Genomic DNA, 20,487 nt, shown 5'->3' with positions numbered 1-20,487 from the left:
CTTGCACAACCTGATTGAAATGAAGCTTTTGCCCGGTTTCACACATCCTGTGGGCAAAAACTGCCTGCGCCACTGGAATGCATCGGGCTGATGGGCTAAAAGATGCCCAGCGCGAAAAAGAGTTCAGAAATAAGGCGGTGTGAAAACGTCGCGAGTGAAGGCAAAAACAGGCGGGAACGATCGGGGTCGCGTCCGACTGTAGTAGCCTGCATGAGCATTCCGAGCCTGTTTTTAACCCCGTATTGCCGAACGCAGCAGTTTTCACACGGCCTGAAGTGTGCGGGAATTATCTGAACAACAATAGTCGCCCCTTAAATTTTGGCTGCCGGGTGCGCGTTCAAAAGCATCTGACTTGAGCCCTTGAGAACAATATTCATGAAGAAGCTGTGTTTGCTGGGCCTGCTGGTCAGCCTGGCCAGTCACCCGGTGTTGGCCGAATCTGCCCCGGTCCCCCTGGAAAACAAAGAAGCCTTTATCAGCGACCTGCTCAAACGGATGACCCTGGAAGAGAAGATCGGCCAGTTGCGCCTGATCAGCATCGGCCCGGAAATGCCCCGCGAGCTGATCCGCAAGGAAATTGCCGCGGGCAATATCGGCGGCACTTTCAACTCCATCACCCGCCCGGAAAACCGGCCGATGCAGGACGCGGCCATGCGCAGCCGGCTGAAGATCCCGATGTTCTTCGCCTATGACGTGATCCACGGCCACCGGACCATCTTCCCCATCAGCCTGGCCCTGGCTTCCAGCTGGGACATGGAGGCCATCGGCCGCTCCGGGCGCATCGCCGCCAAGGAAGCCAGCGCCGACAGCCTGGACATCACCTTCGCGCCCATGGTCGACATCTCCCGGGATCCGCGCTGGGGCCGTACCTCCGAAGGCTTCGGCGAAGACACCTACCTGGTCTCGCGCATTGCCAAGGTCATGGTCAAGGCCTACCAGGGCCAGAGCCCGGCCCTGCCGGACAGCATCATGGCCAGCGTCAAGCACTTCGCCCTGTACGGCGCGGTGGAAGGCGGTCGCGACTACAACATCGTCGACATGAGCCCGGTGAAGATGTACCAGGACTACCTGCCGCCCTACCGCGCGGCCATCGACGCCGGTGCCGGCGGGGTGATGGTGGCCCTGAACTCGATCAACGGCGTGCCCGCCACCTCCAACACCTGGCTGATGAACGACCTGCTGCGCAAGGAGTGGGGCTTCAAGGGCCTGGCGGTGAGCGACCACGGGGCGATCATCGAGCTGATCCGCCACGGTGTCGCCAAGGACGGTCGCGAAGCGGCCAAGCTGGCGATCAAGGCCGGCATCGACATGAGCATGAACGACTCGCTGTACGGCAAGGAGCTGCCAGGGCTGCTCAAGTCCGGGGAGATCGAACAGAAGGACATCGACAACGCGGTGCGTGAAGTGCTGGCCGCCAAGTACGACATGGGCCTGTTCAAGGACCCGTACGTGCGCATCGGCAAGGCCGAGGACGACCCCGCCGAGACCAACGCCGAAAGCCGCCTGCACCGCAGCGACGCCCGGGACATCGCCCGGCGCAGCCTGGTGCTGCTGAAGAACCGGAACCAGACCCTGCCGCTGCAGAAGACCGCGAAGATCGCCGTGGTCGGCCCCCTGGCCAAGGCGCCGATCGACATGATGGGCAGCTGGGCCGCCGCCGGGGTGCCGGCGCAATCGGTGACCCTCTACGACGGCATGCGCAATGTGCTGGGCGACAAGGCGCAACTGACCTATGCCCGGGGTTCCAACATCACCGCTGACAAGCAGGTGGTCGACTACCTGAACTTCCTCAACTTCGATGCTCCGGAAGTGGTGGACGACCCGCGCCCGGCGCAGCAGATGATCGATGAAGCAGTGAAGGCGGCGAAAAATTCCGACGTGATCGTTGCCGCCGTGGGCGAATCCCGAGGCATGTCCCACGAATCCTCGAGCCGCACCGACCTGCACATTCCGGCCAGCCAGCGCGAGCTGATCAAGGCCCTCAAGGCCACCGGCAAGCCCCTGGTGCTGGTGCTGATGAATGGCCGTCCGCTGTCGCTGCTGGAGGAAAACCAGCAGGCCGACGCGATCCTCGAAACCTGGTTCAGCGGCACCGAAGGCGGCAACGCCATCGCCGACGTGCTGTTCGGCGACTACAACCCGTCGGGCAAGCTGCCGATCACCTTCCCCCGTTCCGTCGGGCAGATCCCCACCTACTACAACCACCTGACCATCGGCCGGCCATTCACTCCGGGCAAGCCAGGCAACTACACCTCGCAGTACTTCGACGACACCACCGGCCCGCTGTTTCCGTTCGGCTACGGCTTGAGCTACACCACGTTCAGCCTGTCGGACATGGCCCTGTCTTCCACCACCCTGAACAAGAGCGGCACCCTCGACGCCAGCGTGACCGTGAAGAACACCGGCCAGCGTGATGGCGAAACCGTGGTCCAGCTGTATATCCAGGACGTGGCCGGCTCGATGATCCGCCCGATCAAGGAATTGAAGAACTTCCAGAAAGTCATGCTCAAGGCTGGTGAAGAGAAAGCCATTCACTTCACCATCAGCGAAGACGACCTGAAGTTCTACAACGCACAGCTCAAGTACGCCGCGGAACCGGGCGACTTCAATGTGCAGATCGGCCTGGATTCCCAGGACGTCAAGCAACAGAGCTTCGAACTGCTCTGATCCCCTGCCACCGGCCGGCGCCCGACGGGCGCCGGCTGGCTCCTAGCTTTTGGCTACCGCGCGGACTCGCGTCGCGTAGCGACGATCGACTTCATTGCCGAGCGCTTCAGCAGACGCGCAACCTGAGCGCACGATGCCACCCGACCGTGGGCCCACGCCTCTACGTCAACGACAAAAAACTGACAGGGTAGCCCTGTGGGCCCTAGCCGCGCCGGTCCAGCAGGTTGACCACCAGCCGATCGATCCAGCCCCAGACCCGCTGCTTGACCCGTCGCCACAGGGGACGATTGCGCCAGGCTGCAAGGTTGACCTCTTCGCTCTGGGCGAAATCGTTCTCGAAGCTTGCGACCACTGCACGGGTCAGTTGCGGGTCCAGGGCTTCCAGGTTGGCCTCCAGGTTGAAGCGCAGGTTCCAGTGGTCGAAGTTGCAGGAGCCGACGCTCACCCAGTCGTCCACCAGGGCCATCTTCAGGTGCAGGAAGCACGGCTGGTATTCGAAGATCCGTACCCCGGCCTTGAGCAGGCGCGGGTAGTAGCGATGCCCGGCATAGCGCACCGCCGGGTGATCGGTGCGCGGCCCGGTCAGCAGCAGGCGCACATCGAGGCCGCGCGCGGCGGCCTTGCGCAACGAGCGACGCACCGACCAGGTCGGCAGGAAATACGGAGTGGCCAGCCAGACGCGCCGCTGGCCGCTGTGCAAGGCGCGGATCAACGAGTGCAGGATGTCCCGATGCTGGCGGGCGTCGGCATAGGCCACCCGCCCCAGGCCCTCGCCGGTTTCTGGCAGGCGCGGCAGTCGCGGCAGGCCGAAATCGGCACCGGGTTTCCAGGCGCCACGATGCAGGTTGGCGCTCCATTGGCGATCGAACAACCGCTGCCAGTCGCCGACCAGCGGCCCGGCGATCTCCACCATCACCTCATGCCAGTCGCAGCTGTTGTCCTGGGGCCGCCAGAACTCATCGGTGACCCCGGTGCCACCAACTACCGCCAGGGCCTGGTCCACCAGCAGCAGTTTGCGATGGTCGCGGTACAGGTTGAGAAAGCCCTGGCGCCATTTCAGGCGGTTATAGAAGCGCAACTCCACCCCGGCATCCGTCAGGCTGCGGCGCAGCGCCTGGGTGAAGGCCAGGCTGCCGTAGTCGTCGAACAGGCACCGCACCCGGACCCCGCGCTCGGCAGCCTGCACCAGTGCCTGGACCATGGCTGCGGCGCAGGTGCCGGCCTCCACCAGGTACAGCTCAAGCTCGACCTGCTGCCGGGCACGGGCGATGGCCACCAGCATCCGCGGAAAGAATTCGGGGCCGTCGATCAACAGCTCGAAGCGGTTGCCTTCGCGCCAGGGGAATACCGCTCCGCGCATGTCAGCGCGCCGTGAAGATCAGCACCGCACCCACCGGTACCGAGAAACTGATGGCCGACAGGCCCGCGACCTTGCGCAGGCTGTCGAGGCCGGGGGCCAGGTTGAAGTCTTCGGCGTTGAGTACCAGAGGTTCCAGGGTCACCACCTGGAAGCGTCGTTCATCCAGGCGGGTGGCCAGCAATTCGGCGTTGTAGGTGTGTTCCTGGCCATGCAGCGAGACCGTGACCGGCAGCAGCAATTCGATCTGCGCCCCGGGGGCCAGATCGTTGATCGGGCGCAGGTTGATCTTCGCGGTGATCAGGGCGTCGGGAAACTGCTGGACCTGGAACAGCTCCTGGCGCATGCGCTCGTCACGCAGGGGAATGCCACTGCTGACCGAGTCCATTTCGATCTGCAATTGGGCCTGGCCCTTGCCATCGACCTTGCCGTGCAGCACCAGGAAACGCTGGACCTCGGAGATATTGGCGTTCTTGGTGGTGACGAAGGATATCCGGGACGACTCGTTGTCCAGGTACCAGTTGGCCTGGGCCGGCAGGGCCAGTGCCCCGAGCAGGCTGAGAAGAAGGCGGATCGGCGTACGCATGCAAGCTCCCTAGAACAGAAGGCGCCACCTTAACCGGCCACCCGAGGGCTGGCAAACTTCGCGGTGGGCGGCGCTATAGAGCTAGAAGCGGTAGGTATAGTTCAGGTAGAAGCGTTCGGCGTTGTGGCTGAAGATGCCCGCCGGCCCTCGGGAGAGGCTCTGACGCTGGACACCGTCAGGCTCGCCCTGGGTGCGAAAGCGCGCGTGCAGCCAAGTCAGGTCCAGGCCCTTGAGCGCCCCGTCGAACTGATACCGCAGCACGCTCTGGAATTCGCGCCGGGAAAACCCCTCGTAGCCCCGGGCCTGGCTGGAGAAGGCGTAATGCAGGTCGAGCTTGAGCTGCGGCACGCCGAAATCGGCGAAGTCCATGCCTCCCAGCAGCTTGAACATCGCCTCGTTCTCCAGCCCGAAGTAGTAGAACAGCTTGCCGCTGCTGTTCCAGGTGCCCGTGTCCTGGGCGAAGAAGGTGCGGTCGTAGTCGTCACCCCAGACCCTGTTCCAGGTCAGCCCGGTGTAGTAGCGGCTGAACCGGTACTTGAACGACAGGTCCAGGTGCCGAGCATCGTGGACAGACTCCGCCTCGTACAACCCGCGCACGCCAGCATATTCGAACAGCTTGCCAGCATCCTGCTGGCGTCCCCAAACGGCGTGGAGATCGATACCGCGCCCGGGAGCCAGTTCGAAACTGCGGGCCAGCCTGACCGAGGAGCTGCGTAGGTAGTCCCGGGCCACCCCGTGCTCCAGTTGCAGGTTGCTGCCATCGGGCAATACATAGCCCAGGGCATACAAGCGCAAATCGTCGATTTTCTGCCCACGGTAATTGCGTAGGTCCTGGCTCCAGCCCGATTCGTTGCGCGGGCTGAAGCCATCGATACGGCTCAGGTTGAGGGTCAGGGCACCGCGCGTGTAACCCAGGTCCTGGCCCAGGGTGGCGGCCGGCAGGATGCGCGAGTAGCGGTCGTCGCGGTACAGCTCGTATTGCCGGCTCCTTTTCCCCAGGCCGGCGCTCAGGGCACCGTCCTCATCGACCCAGCGCCCGCGCAGGTACAGCTCCAGGGGCTTGGCGATACCATGGGGTTGCTGCACGCTGCGATCGGCCCGCAGGTTGCTGATGCTGTTGGCGTCACGCCCCACGTGCAGGGCATCTGCCAGGCCGTAGCTGTAGTCAATGCCCAGTACCTCACGGTACCAGCCGGAACTGAAGCTGAACTGGGTGGCCTGCACCCATTCATCCCGGGTCGGGCCGATCCCTCCGGCGTCGTTTTCCTTCCAGTAGGACTGGCTGTAGCGCAAGGACGTGCGGCTGTCCTCGAGAAAACCCTGGGCCCCTGCCCCAGCGCACAACAGACAGCACAGCAAGCCGGTCACACAACCTTGTTCAGCCCCCATGGGATCACCTGTTTTTATTATTGGAATGGGTGTCATGGCCGCCGGTGGCGGTCCAGGTCTCATTCTCGGAGCCGTGGGGCAAAGGGCAACGGCTATAGGTTCCGCAGGATGGAACCGGGCGCAGCACCGCGGCTTGCAGCGCGCAAGGCGATCTGCGCCAACCATGGGGAATGACTCAGGCGAGGGTTTTCTGCAGGTGTTCGATGGTGTCGGCCAAAAGCCCCAGGTGGCGATTGCGCACCTGTTCGACGCAGCCCAGGTCCATTGGCCAGTGCAGGGCGATGCTGCCGATCACCCGGCCTTCGGCCTGCAGCGGCAAGGCCACGGCTCGAATCAGGAATGGCAGGCGCACCGGGTATTCCCAATGGCCTTCGGTGCGCTGGCCAAATCCCAGGTGCAGGGACTGGGCGCAGGCCTGCTGCCGGTCTTCGCTGGGCACCTGTTCACGTTGCGCCAGACGCTCTATCTCCGCACTGGGCAGTGCGCCCAGGCAGGCCTTGCCCATGGCGGAATGAAACAGGCTGGCGTGCTGCCCGACAATCCGGCTGTTGCTCGGGTAGCGCTTGCGCAGCACTGCGGGCACCGCGCTTTCCAGGACCTCCAGGCAATCGCCGTCGAAACTCGACAGGTCGCTGACCAGCCCGGTACGTGCACTCAATTCCAGCAGCCAGGGCACCGCCTGCTCCACCAACTGGCGCTTGAAACGCTGCCGGCTGTCACCGAACAGGCTCCTGGCGCTCAAGCGGTAGCGTCGATCACTCAGGCCGCGGTAGATCCAGCCCTGCTCCTGCAGAGTCAGGAGCATGCGCGACACCGTGGCCTTGGCCAGGCCGGTCAGGTAGTGCAGCTCTTCCAGGCCCAGGGCCTGGTGCTGGCCGAGCAACTCGACAATGGCCAGGGCGCGCTCCACTGAGCGTACGCTGCCGGTTTCTACCTTGCTGGCCATGGTCCGAACTCCCTGACTGAGGATGGCTAAAGGTTTTACCCAGCAAGATGCGGGCCCCCGGACCTTGGCGGCGACACCTGCTTGGTTACCGCAGGTTGCCTGGCGGCCGCTGCCGCACCCACTGCGTCAATTGTTCATGGGCATAAGCCAGTTGCAGCACGGCGTGGTCGGCCTGGGCCGGGCCGATGATCTGCAGGCCCATGGGCAATCCGGCCAGATTGAACCCCACCGGAATGCTGATGGTGGGCAGCCCGGCCAGGGTTGGACCGATCACCACTTCCATCCAACGGTGATAAGTGTCCATTTCCTGCCCATCGATCTGCCTCGGCCAAGCTTGCCGTGCATCGAAAGGGAACACCTGGGCGGTGGGCAGCAACAGGAAGTCGTAGCGTTCGAACAACCGCAGCAGGGCGCGATACCAGTCGCTGCGACTCTGGGAGGCGCGATAGACATCCGCTGCACTCAGGTTCGCCGCGCCCTCCAATTCCCAACGCGCCTCGGGCTTGAGCCAGCGGCGTTTGTCCGGATCGCCATGCAGCCCTCCCAGGGAGCCCTGGACCAGCCAATGCCGATGCACCAGCCAGCAGTCCCACAGCTCGGCCAGGGAGAATTCCGGCTGGCAGTGCTCCACCTCGCAGCCCAGGTGGGTGAAATCGCCCAGGGCCTTTTCGCACAACCCCAGCACCCCCTGCTCCATGGCCAGGTAGCCGTTGTAGTCCCCCAGCCAGCCCAGGCGCAGGCCGCGCACATCCCGTTGCAGGGGCGCATTGAGCAGCGCCGGATCCTCCTTGAGGGACAGCGGCGCCCGCGGATCGTAGCCGGCCTGGGTGCTCAACAGCCGTGCCACATCGGCCACGGTGCGGCCCATCGGCCCCTCGGTGGCCAGTTGCTGCACGAACAGCTCCGGAGTCGGGCCGAACGGCACGCGGCCCAGGGAGGGGCGCATGCCGAACACATTGTTGAACGCCGCCGGGTTGCGCAACGAGCCCATCATGTCGCTGCCATCGGCCACCGGCAGCATGCGCAGCGCCAGGGCCACCGCTGCCCCGCCGCTGCTGCCGCCGGCGCTCAGGCTGTGGTCATAGGCATTGCCGGTGGTACCGAACAACTGGTTGTAGGTATGGGAACCCAGGCCGAACTCCGGCACGTTGCTCTTGCCGATGATGATCGCGCCACTGGCCCGCACTCGCGCCACGCTGATGGCGTCCACCTGGGGCACCTGCTCGGCGAACAGCGGCGAGCCCATGCTGGTGGTCAGCCCGGCAGTGGCCGCCAGGTCCTTGATCGCCTGGGGCATGCCATGCATCCAGCCCAGCGATTGCCCCTGCTCCAGTTGCCGGTCACGCTCGTCGGCCTGGGCCAGCAGCGCCTCGGGCTCGCACAGGGACACCAGGGCATTGACGGGCGGGTTGCAACGCTCGATCTGCGCCAGGTAGGCGTGCATCACTTCGCGACAGGACAGCTCGCGGGCATGGATCGCCCGGGACAGGTCCAGGGCGTCCAGCTCGACGATGGCGTCGGTCGGTGGATTGTGCTCGCTCAAGATTCGCCTCCCAGGGTCAGGGCATCGGGTTTGTCGTCTCTGACTGCGTCATACATGCAATAGGTACCCAGCAGGCTGAGGACCGAGGTCAGCAAGACGTAGAAAGCGGGAGCCACCGGGGTGGCCATGACCTTGCTCAGCCAGGTCACAATCAGTGGCGCGAAGCCACCGAACAGCATCACTGTGACGTTATACGCCACCGATACCCCCGTGGAACGTACCTCGATGGGAAACTGCTCGGCCAGGGCCGTGGGGCCAGGTCCGAAGAAACCACCGATGGCCCCGCAGAGCAGTATCTGCATCACCAGCAGGCGCTCGATGGACGGCGCTTCGGCAACCCATACATACAAGGGGTAGACCATGACGAAGAACGCCAGGGTGAAGGCCATCAGTACCGGGCGCCGGCCAACGCGGTCGGACAGGGCCCCGGCAAAGGGAATCACCAGGGTCATCAGGGCCACGGCGAACATCTGCACCAGCAGTACCTGGTCCAGGGGCAGGCCGAGGTTGGTATGGGCGAAGGTCGGCATGTTCACCAGCACCACATAGAAGGACACCGTGCCACCGCAGCACATGCCCATGGACACCAGGATCGCCCGGCGATGGGCCACCACCACCTGCCACAGCCCGGGGCCCTTGCCGCGGACCTGCTTGCGTGCCTCGACAAAGGCTTGCGGCTCCTGCATGTACTTGCGGATCCACAACCCCACCGGCCCGATCAGCAGGCCGATCACGAAGGGCAGGCGCCAGCCCCAGAGGTCCAGGGTCTGCGGCGAGAAGAAATGCGTCACCGCCGCCACCATCGCCGCGCCGCTGAACACCGCCAGGCACTGCCCCACCAACTGCCAGGAGCCGTACAGGCCTTTTCTGTGGGGGGGTGCACTCTCCACCAGGTAGGCGGTGGCACTGGCGTACTCACCGCCGGTGGCAAAGCCCTGGAGCATGCGCGCCACCACGATCAGCAACGGTGCGCCCAGGCCGATGGCGGCGTAGGTGGGCGCAAAGACGATCATGGCGATCGACAGGGTCATCAGCTGGATGATCACCAGCATCGCCGCCTTGCGCCCCTTGCGGTCGGAATACACCCCCAGCAGCACGCCCCCCACCGGGCGCATGAAAAAGCCCACGCCGAAGGTGGCCAGGGCCATCAGCAGCGACGTGTATTGGTCTTCTGCGGGGAAAAAGTGCCGCGCAATGAAACTCGCAAGAAAGCCATAGACGATGAAGTCATACCATTCCAGGGCATTGCCGACCACGGCGGCAACCACTTGCCGGGTCTTGGAAACAGAGGGTGTCGAAGCGCTCATGGGAGGTTCCTTGGGTACTTTTGAGCCTTCTGGCGGGCTCGGAAAAGTGCCGGGCGTGGACCACGCCCGGCACGCGCGCAACACAGGAACAGAAAGGCTCAGGACGGTTTGAGCCAGCTTTCCGCCAAGGCGCCCCAATACGCCGCGCCGGTGAGCAGGATGTCGTCGTTGAAGTCGTAACCCGGGTTGTGCACCATCGGCTGGGCCACGCCATTGCCGATGAACAGGTAGCTGCCGGGACAACGCTGGAGCATCCAGCCGAAGTCTTCGCTGCCCATCAGTTTCGGCGTGTTGCCGTCGACCGCGTCGGCCCCCACCAGCTCGACGCCGATGCGCCGGGCAAACTCGGTTTCTTCCGCGCTGTTGACCAGCACCGGGTAGGCCGGGCGATGCTCGATGCTGACGGTGCAACCAAAGCTGTCGGCCTGAGTCCGGATGATTGCCTTGACCCGCTCCAGCATCAGCTCGCGTACCGGCGCATTGAGGGCCCGCAGGCTCAGGCGCAACAACGCCTGCTGGGGAATCACGTTGGCGGCCTCGCCGGCCTGCAGCGCCCCAACCGTGACCACCGCGGACTCCTGAGCATCGATATTGCGCGCCACTACCGTCTGCAGCGCCATGACCATGCTCGCTGCGGCCACCAGCGGGTCCACCGCCAGGTGCGGCATGGAGCCGTGGCCACCGACGCCTTCGACGACGACGTTGAGCAAATCCTGGGAGGCCATCATCGGCCCCTGGCGAAACCCCAGGTGTCCGGCGGGCAGGCCCGGCATGTTGTGCAGGCCGAACAGCGCATCGCAGGGGAAGCGCTCCAGCAGGCCATCGGCGAGCATCGCCTCGGCGCCGCCCTGGCCCTCTTCGGCAGGCTGGAAGATCAGGTTCAGGGTGCCGTCGAACCGCCGGGTGGCGGCCAGGTAGCGGGCGGCGCCCAAAAGAATGGTGGTATGGCCGTCATGCCCGCAGGCGTGCATGCAACCGCTGTAGCGGCTGCTGTAGGGCACCCCGGTGTTCTCGATGATCGGCAAGGCGTCCATGTCTGCCCGCAGGCCCAGGGTGCGCGAACCGCTGCCGTTGCGCAGCACGCCCACGACGCCCGTCCGGCCGACGCCGGTGTGCACCTCATACCCCCACTCTTCAAGGCAGCGGGCTACCAGCGCCGCCGTGCGGTTCTCCTCGAAGCCCAGCTCCGGGTGGGCATGAATATCCTGGCGGATGGCCCGCAAGTCGCTGGCAACATCACTGAGCCAGGCAAGGATGTGCGGGTGTCGGGTCATGGCGTATCTCCTCTGGGCCGGGTGTGTCCCGTTCTTTTTGTCGGAGCGTTGCACGAGGTGCCAAGGCAGGCTCGAAGCTCGACTTCAGATAACCGCGAGCCGGAGCACAGGACAATCAAATGTGGTTCCACTGGATGGAACAGAAAAATGCCGTGGACCGCGCAACCGGGCTCAGGGCTCGAGGCGACAGCCTTCCCGAGGCCCCAGCCAGAGCGCGCTGTGGGTGCGTCCCAGAGCGCTGGCGGTGACGCGTCGGGACTGCGGGTCATCGACAAAATCGCTGATGGGCAGGTACTGGCGTACATAGCCACGGCAGGAGTCGGCAGGTTGTTGCATGACGTAACGGCAGGAGCAGTATTCCTTGGCGGTGTAGGCACCGAGGATGTCCGGGAAAGCCTGCAGGGCCAGCCGTTGCTGCCAGCCCCAGCCCAGCAGCAGGACCAGGGCCACCAGCAGCAGGCTGAGCAGCGGACGGCGACGGATGAAGGGGCGGCGCGTCATGGTGACCCCGGCACGGCAAACGTGGCGATGACTCGCTTGAGCAGTTCATTGTGCTGGTAACTGCCGTCACGATCGTCGCCGTAGCGCACGATCACCAGGCGCTCCGAGGGCAGCACATACAGCGCCTGTCCCCAGTGCCCGAGGGCCGCGTAGCTATCCTCCGGCGCATCGGGCCAGGGGCGGGGCGCACCGTCCACCGAGCGATTGAGCCACCAGTGCCCCCCCGCTACCGCCACATCCTGATTGGCCCGGTAGCCGGCGAACGGCGTACGACTGAACTCGACCCAGGCCTTGGGCAGCAACTGCCGGTCGCGCCAGCGGCCCTCACGCTGCATCAGCAGGCCGACCCGCGCCAGGTCGCGAGCCGTCAGGTAAAGGTAGGAGGAGGCGACGAACGTGCCGGCAGCATCCCGCTCCCACACCGCCTGGGTGATGCCCAAAGGGTCGAACAGGGCCTGCCAGGGATAGTCCGGATACTTTTCGGCGCCGACCATGCCCCGCAGGCTCGCCGCCAGCAGGTTGCTATCGCCGCTGGAGTAGCGGAAGTCCTGGCCTGGTGGGCTGGAAGCAGCGCGCTGCGCGGTGAAGGCCGCCATGTCCCGATGACCGCGGGTGTAGAGCATGGCCACCACCGAGGAATTGAGCGGCGCGTATTCGTAGTCTTCCTGCCAGTCCAGCCCCGAGGCCCAGTGCAGCAAGTGCTCCAGGGTGATAGCCGGATGCTGCTGCAGCGCCGGGTAATACTTCGCCGCCGGGTCCTGGAGCTGGAAGCGGCCTTCACCGAAGGCAACGCCCAACACCACCGCCAACAGACTTTTGCTGGCAGACCAGATGAGATGAGGGGTCTGTGGTCCGGTGGCGCCGGCATAACGTTCGTAAAGCACCTGGCCATCGCGGATCACCAGCAAGGCGTCAGTGCGAATGCCTTCGTGGGACTGGTCGTCCCTGGGCACGAAGGCGTAGTCCTCCAGAGCCTTGAGCGCCGGGCTATCGACGGCCGGACCCCGACTCCATTGTTGCGCCGGCCACTCCTCGGCCCGGGCCGGCATGCAGAGACATGCAAGCAACGCCAGCAGGATCGGACCTTTGACCATGGATGAGCCTCGAATGACGTCAGTGGCCGAGCCTAGTTGAGGCGGATGACAGTTTCACTGCAAGGGCCCTCGCTTGTTGGCGCTGGCTGGCGTAAGGGGCATCAAGCCTTGTGCAAAATCTTCAGGCCTCTTCGCCGGCAAGCCGGCTCCTACCGCAGCCCAGCATCCCGCCTCGTAGGAGCTGGCTTGCCAGCGAAGGCGTCATCAAGCCTTGTGCAAAATCTTCAGGCCTCTTCGCCGGCAAGCCGGCTCCTACAGCAGCCCGGCATCCCGCCTCGTAGGAGCTGGCTTGCCAGCGAAGGCGTCATCGAGCCTTGTGCAGAACCTTCAGACCCCTTCGCCGGCAAGCCGGCTCCTACAACAGCCCGCGGCATCCAGCCTCGTAGGAGCTGGCTTGCCAGCGAAGGCGTCATCGAGCCTTGTGCAAAAACTTCGGGCCTCTTCGCCGGCAAGCCGGCTCCTACAACAGCCCGCGGCATCCTACCTCGTAGGAGCTGGCTTGCCAGCGAAGGCGTCATCGAGCCTTGTGCAAAAACTTCGGGCCTCTTCGCCGGCAAGCCGGCTCCTACAACAGCCCGGCATCCCGCCTCGTAGGAGCTGGCTTGCCAGCGAAGGGGTCATCGAGCCTTGTGCAGAACCTTCAGACCCCTTCGCCGGCAAGCCGGATCTTACGCAAGGGGGCGCCGTTCCTGAAACGAGGCCAGGGCTTTAGCCAGGCGTTGCTCCCGGGCGCTGGCGGCCAGGTCCAGCAGGGCCTGGTCCCGGGTCCATTGGCTGCGCCAAGGCTCAGGGCCGTTGGCGAACGCGGCGTCGATGTCAGGTCGCAATGCCTGGAACTGCATGAACAAGCCGCCCAATAAAATGTGCCCGCTACTCAAGCAGGGGTTTTGCCGACTGACTTCGGCGCAGCCCGCAAGCAATCCCAGCAACTGCAGTTGCAGGGGCTGCGGCCAGCCGCTGTCCTGCCCCACGCCATACAGCCAGGCGAGCATGGCACTCAGGACATAGATGTCCTCCAGGCTGCGGAAGGGTTTGACGTAGGCATCCCAGCCATCGCCTGCCAGCAATTCGCAAGCCGCGTTGTCGAGCAGCAGACAGCCGTGGCTGATCTCCGGCATCAGGGCGATGGCGGGCAGGGTCTGGACCTTGACCCCGGGCTCGCCGGCGTAGACCACGGTCAGGCGCAGGGCCGGTTTTTCTCCCGGGGCCTCGCTGCGGGCCGCCACCAGCAACCAGTCGGCGGCATCGCCGGCGGTGACGAAGTCCTTGCGTCCGTTCAGGCGCAGGTCCTCCAGGCGAGTCTGCATGTCTGCCGGGCGCAGGCTGCGACTTTCAGTCGCGCACAAAGCACCCAGGCTCGGCGGTGCACTGGGCCACAACATGCGCAATGCAGCCTGGTAGCCCACCAGGAACGCCAGCCCCGGGGTGGCCATCAGCCGCCCGCCAAGCACCGCCAGTTCGAAGGGCGTGACATTGCCCAGATGCGCCAGCAATGCCCCGTAGCCCTCGGCCAGGTCGGGGTTTGCGGGCAATCGTTGACGGCTGTCGAGCAGGGCTTGCCAGGGCATTCGAAGGTCCTCAGGGGCTGTCATATAAGCATCACCAAAGCTTCATGGCGATGACACCGGGGCTACATAGCCTGACTTTGCACAACAAAGTCGATTGGCTGCAACCCAAGGCGGGTCGGTAGCCCGCACGGAGATTCACGATGACTCAGATCGCCCGCATCAGCGACACCGGCACTGAACGCCGCCTGCAAGCCGAACGCCTGATCGGCGCCCAGGCCCTGGAGGAAGCCCAAGCCCTGCGTTTCAACGTATTCAGCGGCGAGTTCAACGCCAAGCTCAAGGGCGCGGAGCTGGGTCTGGACATGGATGACTATGACGTTCACTGCAGCCACATCGGCGTGCGCGACCTGAACACCGGGCGCCTGGTGGCCACCACTCGCCTGCTGGACCACCAGGCCGCCAGCAGCCTGGGGCGTTTCTACAGCGAAGAGGAATTCAGCCTGCACGGCCTGGTGCACCTCAAGGGCCCGATCCTGGAGATCGGCCGCACCTGCGTCGACCCGGCCTATCGCAACGGCGGCACCATCGCCGTGCTCTGGGGCGAACTGGCGGAAGTGCTCAACCAGGGCGGCTACAGCTACCTGATGGGCTGCGCCAGCATCCCCATGCAGGACGGCGGCGTGCAGGCCCACGCGATCATGCAACGCCTGCGCGAGCGCTACCTGTGCACCGAACACCTGCGGGCCGAACCGAAGAACCCGCTGCCCAACCTGGACATGCCGTCCAATGTCATCGCCGAGATGCCTCCCCTGCTCAAGGCCTACATGCGCCTGGGGGCGAAGATCTGCGGCGAACCCTGCTGGGACCAGGACTTCCAGGTGGCCGACGTGTTCATCCTGCTCAAGCGTGACGAGCTGTGCCCGCGCTACGCCCGGCACTTCAAGGCGGCGGTCTGATGCGCCGGCTGCGGGTCTACGGGCGCATCGCCCGGGTACTGCTGGTGGTGGCCCTGGGCCTGAGCATGGCCAGTATCTTTGGCCTGCTGGAACGCCTGGGCATCGCCAACTCGATGGTGCGGCGCCAGCGCTGGTCGCGCTTCTTCATGGCGCGCCTGGCCAATGCCCTGCCATTCCGGGTCACGGTGCACGGCGAGCTGCCGCGCCAGCCAATGCTCTGGGTCAGCAACCATGTGTCCTGGACCGACATCCCACTGCTGGGCATGCTCACCCCGCTGTCGTTCCTGTCCAAGGCTGAAGTGCGTACCTGGCCGGTGGCCGGCTGGCTGGCGGCCAAGGCCGGTAGCCTGTTCATCCGTCGCGGCGCCGGCGACAGCCAGCTGATCCGCAAACAGATGACCCGGCACCTGCAGGAACAGCACCCACTGCTGCTGTTCCCCGAAGGCACCACCACCGATGGCCACAGCCTGCGCACCTTCCACGGACGCCTGCTGGCCAGCGCCATCGATGCCGAAGTGGCCCTGCAGCCGGTGGCGATCCGTTACTTGCGCGACGGTCAGGTCGACACTCTGGCCCCCTTCATTGGCGACGATGACCTGCTCTCCCACCTGATGCGGCTGTTCGCCAACGATCAGGGCCGGGTGGAAATCCATCTGCTCAAGCCCATTGCCTGCCAGGGCCAGGAGCGTGCGGCGCTGGCCTTCCAGGCCCAGCAAGCCGTGCAGAAGGCCCTGTTCGGCGATGTTGCACAGCCTGCCGAACCACGCCGCAGCGGTGAACTGGTCGCCGCCTGAGCACCTCCCGCAGGAACCGGCTTGCCGGCGAAGAGGCCCTTGAGACAGGCATCGCCGACGAGGACGCCTTCGCTGGCAAACCAGCTCCTACAAGGCGTCATCCGGTTGGGTGCGTTCTGCGGCGAAGCTCTGCAGTTGCGGGTAGAAGGCTCGGAAATCTTCGCTCAAGGGCTGATACAGCCGCTCCAGCTCGATCATCGCGGCGGTCAGTTCCTCGGGCCGCGACAGGCGCCGGGCGATGCCGCGCAATACCTGCTCCAGCACCTCGAAATCCCGGTAGGAACCCAGCCAGTCATCGGCGGCCATATAGGGCGCAATCTGCGCCAGGCGCCCCGGCAGCTGCGGCTCGGCCGCCAGCACCCGGTACACGTCGGCGGTAAACTGCTGCAGGGGACGATCGGCATACTGGGCCCAGTCCCGGGCCAGGCAGTGGTCAAAGAACACGTCGATGACGATGCCCGCGTAACGTCGCCGGGTCAGGGAGAACCGGGACAACGCGGCGCTCACCAGCGGATGGCTGTCGGTGTAGGTATCGATGCGCCGGTGCAGCTGGATCGCCGCCTCGACTTCGGGGGCAAACTGCCCTTGCAGGCGACCTTTGACGAAGTCGCCATACAAGCTGCCGAGTAATTGACCCGGGCGCTGGCCGCCAAGGTGCAGATGTGCGAGATAATTCATCGGCGCAGTTTAGCACCGCGCTCAACATATCGTTATAACCCGATATTCCGATAAGTAATGAGTTAAGATCAAAATCATATTGGTATATCGCGAAATAACGATTTAAATTTCGCCTCATCGCGATACAACGTTTTACGGAAACCGAGCACCGCCATGTCCCTCGACCTCGACGAAATAATAAAAGCCCTGGCTCATCCGGTACGCAGAGAAATCCTGCACTGGCTGAAAGACCCGACTGTCGAATTTCCCGATCAGGCTCACAGCAATGAGCACGGTGTCTGCGCCGGGCAGATCGATCAACGCTGCGGCTTGTCGCAGTCGACCGTCTCCGCCCACCTTGCCACCCTGCAACGTGCAGGCCTGATCAGCAGCCGCAAAGTCGGCCAATGGCATTTTTTCAAACGCAACGAGGAAACCATTCAGCAGTTCCTCGTGCAAATGAGCCAACAGCTCTGATCTGACAAGGACCCGACAATGCCCCTTTCACTCATCATCCTGGCCCTGAGCGCCTTCGCCATCGGCACCACCGAGTTCGTCATCATGGGCCTGTTGCCCGATGTGGCGGCGGACCTCGGGGTATCGATTCCCGGCGCCGGCTGGCTGGTCACCGGCTATGCCCTGGGGGTCGCCATCGGCGCGCCGTTCATGGCCCTGGCCACTGCCCGCCTGCCACGCAAGGCGGCCCTGGTGGCGCTGATGGGAATTTTCATTGTCGGCAACCTGCTGTGTGCACTGGCCAGTGACTACAACGTGCTGATGTTCGCACGGGTGATCACCGCGCTGTGCCACGGTGCCTTCTTCGGTATCGGATCGGTGGTCGCCGCGGGCCTGGTGCCCGCCAACAAGCGCGCTTCGGCCGTGGCATTGATGTTCACCGGCCTGACCCTGGCCAATGTGCTCGGCGTGCCCCTGGGCACCGCCCTGGGCCAGGAAGCCGGCTGGCGCTCGACCTTCTGGGCGGTGACGCTCATCGGGGTGATCGCACTGATCGGCCTGGTGCGTTTCCTGCCGGCCAAGCGTGACGAGGAAAAACTCGACATGCGCTCGGAGCTCGCAGCCCTCAAGGGCGCCGGGATCTGGTTGTCCCTGAGCATGACCGCGCTGTTCGCCGCCTCGATGTTCACCCTCTTCACTTACGTTGCACCGCTGCTCGGTGATGTCACCGGGGTTTCGCCCAAGGGCGTGACCTGGACCCTGCTGTTGATCGGCCTGGGCCTGACCCTGGGCAACATCCTCGGCGGCAAGCTGGCGGACAAGCGCCTGGGTGCCACCCTGATCGGCGTGTTCGCGGCCATGGCCGTGGTTTCCACGGTGCTGACCTGGACCAGCGTCGCGCTGATCCCCACGGAGATCACCCTGTTCCTCTGGGCCACTGCTTCCTTCGCGGCGGTGCCGGCCCTGCAGGTTAATGTGGTGACCTTCGGCAAGGCCGCGCCGAACCTGGTTTCGACCCTGAATATCGGCGCCTTCAACATCGGCAACGCCCTCGGCGCCTGGGTCGGCGGCAGCGTCATTGCCCATGGCTTCGGCCTGACCAGCGTGCCACTGGCGGCTGCGGCCCTGGCGATCCTCGCCCTGCTGGTGACCCTGATCACTTTCCGCCAGGGCGGCAATGCCGAGCTGGCTACTGCGACCCACTGATCCGTTCCTCCTTTATAGAAGGCTGCATTCCATGACGACTCTTTTCGATCCGATCAAACTTGGCGACCTCGAACTGGCCAACCGCATCATCATGGCCCCGCTGACCCGCTGCCGCGCCGATGCCGGTCGCGTGCCCAACGCACTGATGGCCGAGTACTACGTGCAACGCGCCTCAGCCGGCCTGATCCTCAGCGAAGCCACGTCGGTAACGCCCATGGGCGTGGGCTACCCGGACACGCCCGGCATCTGGTCCAACGACCAGGTGCGTGGCTGGGCCAACGTGACCAAGGCCGTGCACGGCGCCGGCGGCAAGATCTTCCTGCAACTGTGGCACGTCGGGCGAATCTCCCACCCGTCGTACCTCGACGGTGATACCCCGGTAGCGCCCAGCGCCATCCAGCCCAAGGGCCATGTCAGCCTGGTGCGCCCAATGGCCGACTACCCCACTCCGCGGGCCCTGGAGACTGCCGAGATCGCCGATATCGTCGATGCCTATCGGGTCGGTGCGGAAAACGCCAAGGCCGCCGGTTTCGACGGTGTGGAAATCCACGGTGCCAACGGCTACCTGCTGGACCAGTTCCTGCAGAGCAGCACCAACCAGCGCACCGACCAGTACGGTGGCTCTCTGGAGAACCGTGCCCGCCTGCTGCTGGAAGTCACCGACGCGGCCATCGAGATCTGGGGCGCCGGCCGGGTTGGCGTGCACCTGGCGCCACGGGCCGACTCCCACGACATGGGCGATGACAACCTGGCGGAAACCTTCACCTACGTGGCCCGTGAACTGGGCAAGCGCGGCATCGCGTTTATCTGCTCCCGGGAAAAGGAAGGCGCCGACAGCCTGGGCCCACAACTGAAAGCGGCCTTCGGCGGCCCCTACATCGCCAACGAGCGTTTCACCAAGGACAGCGCCAATGCCTGGCTGGCCAGCGGCAAGGCCGACGCGGTGGCGTTCGGCGTGCCCTTCATCGCCAACCCGGACCTGCCGGCCCGCCTCAAGGCCGGCGCTGCGCTGAACGATGCACATCCGGAAACCTTCTACGCCAAGGGCCCGGTCGGCTACATCGACTACCCGACGCTGTAAGCCTGCACCTGCAAGCCAAACGCCTCGGCTCACTTGAGCCGGGGCTTTTTTATGGCCTTTTTTGAGGGGGTCTTCTTGCCTGCGCCAGCGATATGCCGCCGGCCATGCCTGGAATCCTGCAGCCCACGTCAGATTGCTGGCGAACAGCCGGATCAGCGCTTGCGCTGGGCCCACGCCACCGCCAGCCCACTGAAGCAGATCACCGCGATACCGACAAGGCCGTAGCTGTCGGGGGTGTGGTCGAAAATAAGGTAGCCGTACATCCCGGCAAACAGGATCTGCCCATAGCTGAAGGGCGCCAGCATTGCCGGCGCGGCGTGGCGAAAAGCCTGGGTCAACAGCATGTGGCCCAGCATGCCGCAGGTGCCCAGGCCAATCATGAACAGGCCGTGAACCAGGGTCGGCGTGCTCCAGAAGAACGGCAGCAACGCACTCATGATCAAGCTGTTGAAGATCCCGGTGAGGAAGTTGCTGGTGGTCGGGCTGTCGACGCCACTGAGTTTGCGCGTGAGCAACTGATAGAAGCCAAAACACAATGCAGAGCCCAGTGGCAGCAAGATCGCCGGCGTGAACAACGCGCCACCGGGACGCACCACGATCAGCACCCCGGCAAACCCCGCCAGCACCGCCAGCCACTGCGCGCGACTGACCCGCTCGCCCAAGAGCGGCACGGACAGGGCCGTGACCAGCAAGGGGGCCAGGAAATTGACGGCGGTGGCTTCTGCCAGGGGGATATAGCGCAGGCCGGTGGTGAACAACAGGCTGGTGCCGATCAGGCACAGGGCGCGGAGCAATTGCAGGCCGGGACGCTTGGTCCGCACCACCGCGGAGAAACCGCTGCGGGGCACGAACACCACCAGCATCAACAGGGTATGCACCACATACCGGGCCCATACAACCATGACAATCGGATAAAACGCCGACAGATACTTGGACAGCGTGTCGTGGCTGGCGAAGAGCAGAACCGCCAGGCAGATCAAGGCGATGCCCTTGATCGGTTGCTCGGCGCCATTGAACGGTGAGGGGCTCACACTCATTCACACACTCGACACAAATTCCCTACAAAATACGTAGCTCGCTACCTATCAAGATAGAACCAGCCCGTATATAAAAGCACCCCGTCGTAATCAGGCGATCAACGGAGGGATCCCGGTTCGCCTTAAAT

18 protein-coding genes are annotated in these 20,487 nt (G+C 64.6%); 6 read left to right on the top strand and 12 right to left on the bottom strand.

Annotated elements, in window-relative coordinates; genetic code table 11:
- Positions 1–375 precede the first annotated feature (375 nt).
- The gene (gene bglX / locus U873_RS0108405; protein ID WP_025127823.1) at positions 376–2,667 is read left to right on the top strand and encodes a beta-glucosidase BglX; all 2,292 of its coding nucleotides are present in this window, start codon (positions 376–378) and stop codon (positions 2,665–2,667) included.
- A 202-nt stretch (positions 2,668–2,869) separates the two neighbouring features.
- Here bglX and U873_RS0108400 read toward each other — a convergent pair whose 3' ends face one another.
- The 10 genes from U873_RS0108400 to U873_RS0108355 all read right to left on the bottom strand — a co-directional run bounded on the left by U873_RS0108400 (position 2,870) and on the right by U873_RS0108355 (position 14,232).
- Complete coding sequence (locus U873_RS0108400) at positions 2,870–4,027, bottom strand: phosphatidylserine/phosphatidylglycerophosphate/cardiolipin synthase family protein (RefSeq protein WP_025127822.1); 1,158 nt, start codon at positions 4,025–4,027, stop codon at positions 2,870–2,872.
- A gap of 1 nt (position 4,028) precedes the next feature.
- Entirely contained in the window at positions 4,029–4,610 is a 582-nt protein-coding gene (locus U873_RS0108395; protein ID WP_025127821.1) for a YceI family protein, read from the bottom strand.
- An 81-nt stretch (positions 4,611–4,691) separates the two neighbouring features.
- Positions 4,692–5,999: an OprD family outer membrane porin gene (locus U873_RS0108390; protein WP_025127820.1), complete on the bottom strand. Its 1,308-nt coding sequence runs from the start codon at positions 5,997–5,999 to the stop codon at positions 4,692–4,694.
- A 175-nt stretch (positions 6,000–6,174) separates the two neighbouring features.
- On the bottom strand, positions 6,175–6,945 hold the full coding sequence (locus U873_RS0108385) for an IclR family transcriptional regulator (protein WP_025127819.1): 771 nt from the start codon (positions 6,943–6,945) through the stop codon (positions 6,175–6,177).
- Positions 6,946–7,030: 85 nt separating this feature from the next.
- Positions 7,031–8,488 carry an amidase gene (locus U873_RS0108380; protein ID WP_115658591.1) on the bottom strand — a complete coding sequence of 486 codons (1,458 nt, stop codon included), beginning with the start codon at positions 8,486–8,488 and terminating at the stop codon, positions 7,031–7,033.
- On the bottom strand, positions 8,485–9,795 hold the full coding sequence (locus U873_RS0108375) for an MFS transporter (protein WP_025127817.1): 1,311 nt from the start codon (positions 9,793–9,795) through the stop codon (positions 8,485–8,487). The genes U873_RS0108380 and U873_RS0108375 overlap by 4 nt, the downstream gene beginning before the upstream one ends.
- Before the next feature lie 98 nt (positions 9,796–9,893).
- Positions 9,894–11,069, bottom strand: a complete 1,176-nt coding sequence (locus tag U873_RS0108370; protein WP_025127816.1) for a M20 aminoacylase family protein — start codon at positions 11,067–11,069, stop codon at positions 9,894–9,896.
- Positions 11,070–11,240: 171 nt separating this feature from the next.
- A complete protein-coding gene (locus U873_RS0108365) occupies positions 11,241–11,570 on the bottom strand; it encodes a hypothetical protein (RefSeq protein WP_025127815.1) in 330 nt (109 codons plus the stop codon).
- The gene (locus U873_RS0108360) at positions 11,567–12,664 is read right to left on the bottom strand and encodes a serine hydrolase (RefSeq protein WP_025127814.1); all 1,098 of its coding nucleotides are present in this window, start codon (positions 12,662–12,664) and stop codon (positions 11,567–11,569) included. The genes U873_RS0108365 and U873_RS0108360 overlap by 4 nt, the downstream gene beginning before the upstream one ends.
- Positions 12,665–13,332: 668 nt before the next feature.
- On the bottom strand, positions 13,333–14,232 hold the full coding sequence (locus U873_RS0108355) for an acyl-CoA dehydrogenase family protein (protein ID WP_025127813.1): 900 nt from the start codon (positions 14,230–14,232) through the stop codon (positions 13,333–13,335).
- Positions 14,233–14,372: 140 nt separating this feature from the next.
- On the opposite strand from U873_RS0108355, the gene olsB reads away from it, so the two are divergent.
- Positions 14,373–15,128: an L-ornithine N(alpha)-acyltransferase gene (gene olsB / locus U873_RS0108350; protein ID WP_025127812.1), complete on the top strand. Its 756-nt coding sequence runs from the start codon at positions 14,373–14,375 to the stop codon at positions 15,126–15,128.
- A complete protein-coding gene (locus tag U873_RS0108345) occupies positions 15,128–15,922 on the top strand; it encodes a lysophospholipid acyltransferase family protein (protein ID WP_025127811.1) in 795 nt (264 codons plus the stop codon). Before olsB ends, U873_RS0108345 begins: the two co-directional genes overlap by 1 nt.
- 87 nt (positions 15,923–16,009) lie before the next feature.
- Here U873_RS0108345 and U873_RS0108340 read toward each other — a convergent pair whose 3' ends face one another.
- Positions 16,010–16,600, bottom strand: a complete 591-nt coding sequence (locus U873_RS0108340) for an ACP phosphodiesterase (protein ID WP_025127810.1) — start codon at positions 16,598–16,600, stop codon at positions 16,010–16,012.
- A gap of 153 nt (positions 16,601–16,753) precedes the next feature.
- Here U873_RS0108340 and U873_RS0108335 point away from each other — a divergent pair, with 153 nt between their 5' ends.
- The 3 genes from U873_RS0108335 to U873_RS0108325 are packed head-to-tail and all read left to right on the top strand — an operon-like array spanning position 16,754 to position 19,322.
- Positions 16,754–17,056: a helix-turn-helix transcriptional regulator gene (locus U873_RS0108335; protein ID WP_025127809.1), complete on the top strand. Its 303-nt coding sequence runs from the start codon at positions 16,754–16,756 to the stop codon at positions 17,054–17,056.
- Positions 17,057–17,074: 18 nt separating this feature from the next.
- Entirely contained in the window at positions 17,075–18,241 is a 1,167-nt protein-coding gene (locus tag U873_RS0108330) for an MFS transporter (protein WP_025127808.1), read from the top strand.
- A gap of 31 nt (positions 18,242–18,272) precedes the next feature.
- On the top strand, positions 18,273–19,322 hold the full coding sequence (locus U873_RS0108325; protein WP_025127807.1) for an alkene reductase: 1,050 nt from the start codon (positions 18,273–18,275) through the stop codon (positions 19,320–19,322).
- A 152-nt stretch (positions 19,323–19,474) separates the two neighbouring features.
- Here U873_RS0108325 and U873_RS0108320 read toward each other — a convergent pair whose 3' ends face one another.
- The gene (locus U873_RS0108320; protein ID WP_025127806.1) at positions 19,475–20,359 is read right to left on the bottom strand and encodes a DMT family transporter; all 885 of its coding nucleotides are present in this window, start codon (positions 20,357–20,359) and stop codon (positions 19,475–19,477) included.
- Between the last annotated feature and the right edge of the window lie 128 nt (positions 20,360–20,487).

The organism is Pseudomonas sp. PH1b (genome assembly GCF_000633395.1).
Classification (GTDB): Bacteria; Pseudomonadota; Gammaproteobacteria; order Pseudomonadales; family Pseudomonadaceae; genus Aquipseudomonas.
The sequence above is the reverse complement of the archived record's forward strand: the minus strand, read 5'-3'. Positions and strand labels throughout refer to the sequence as shown.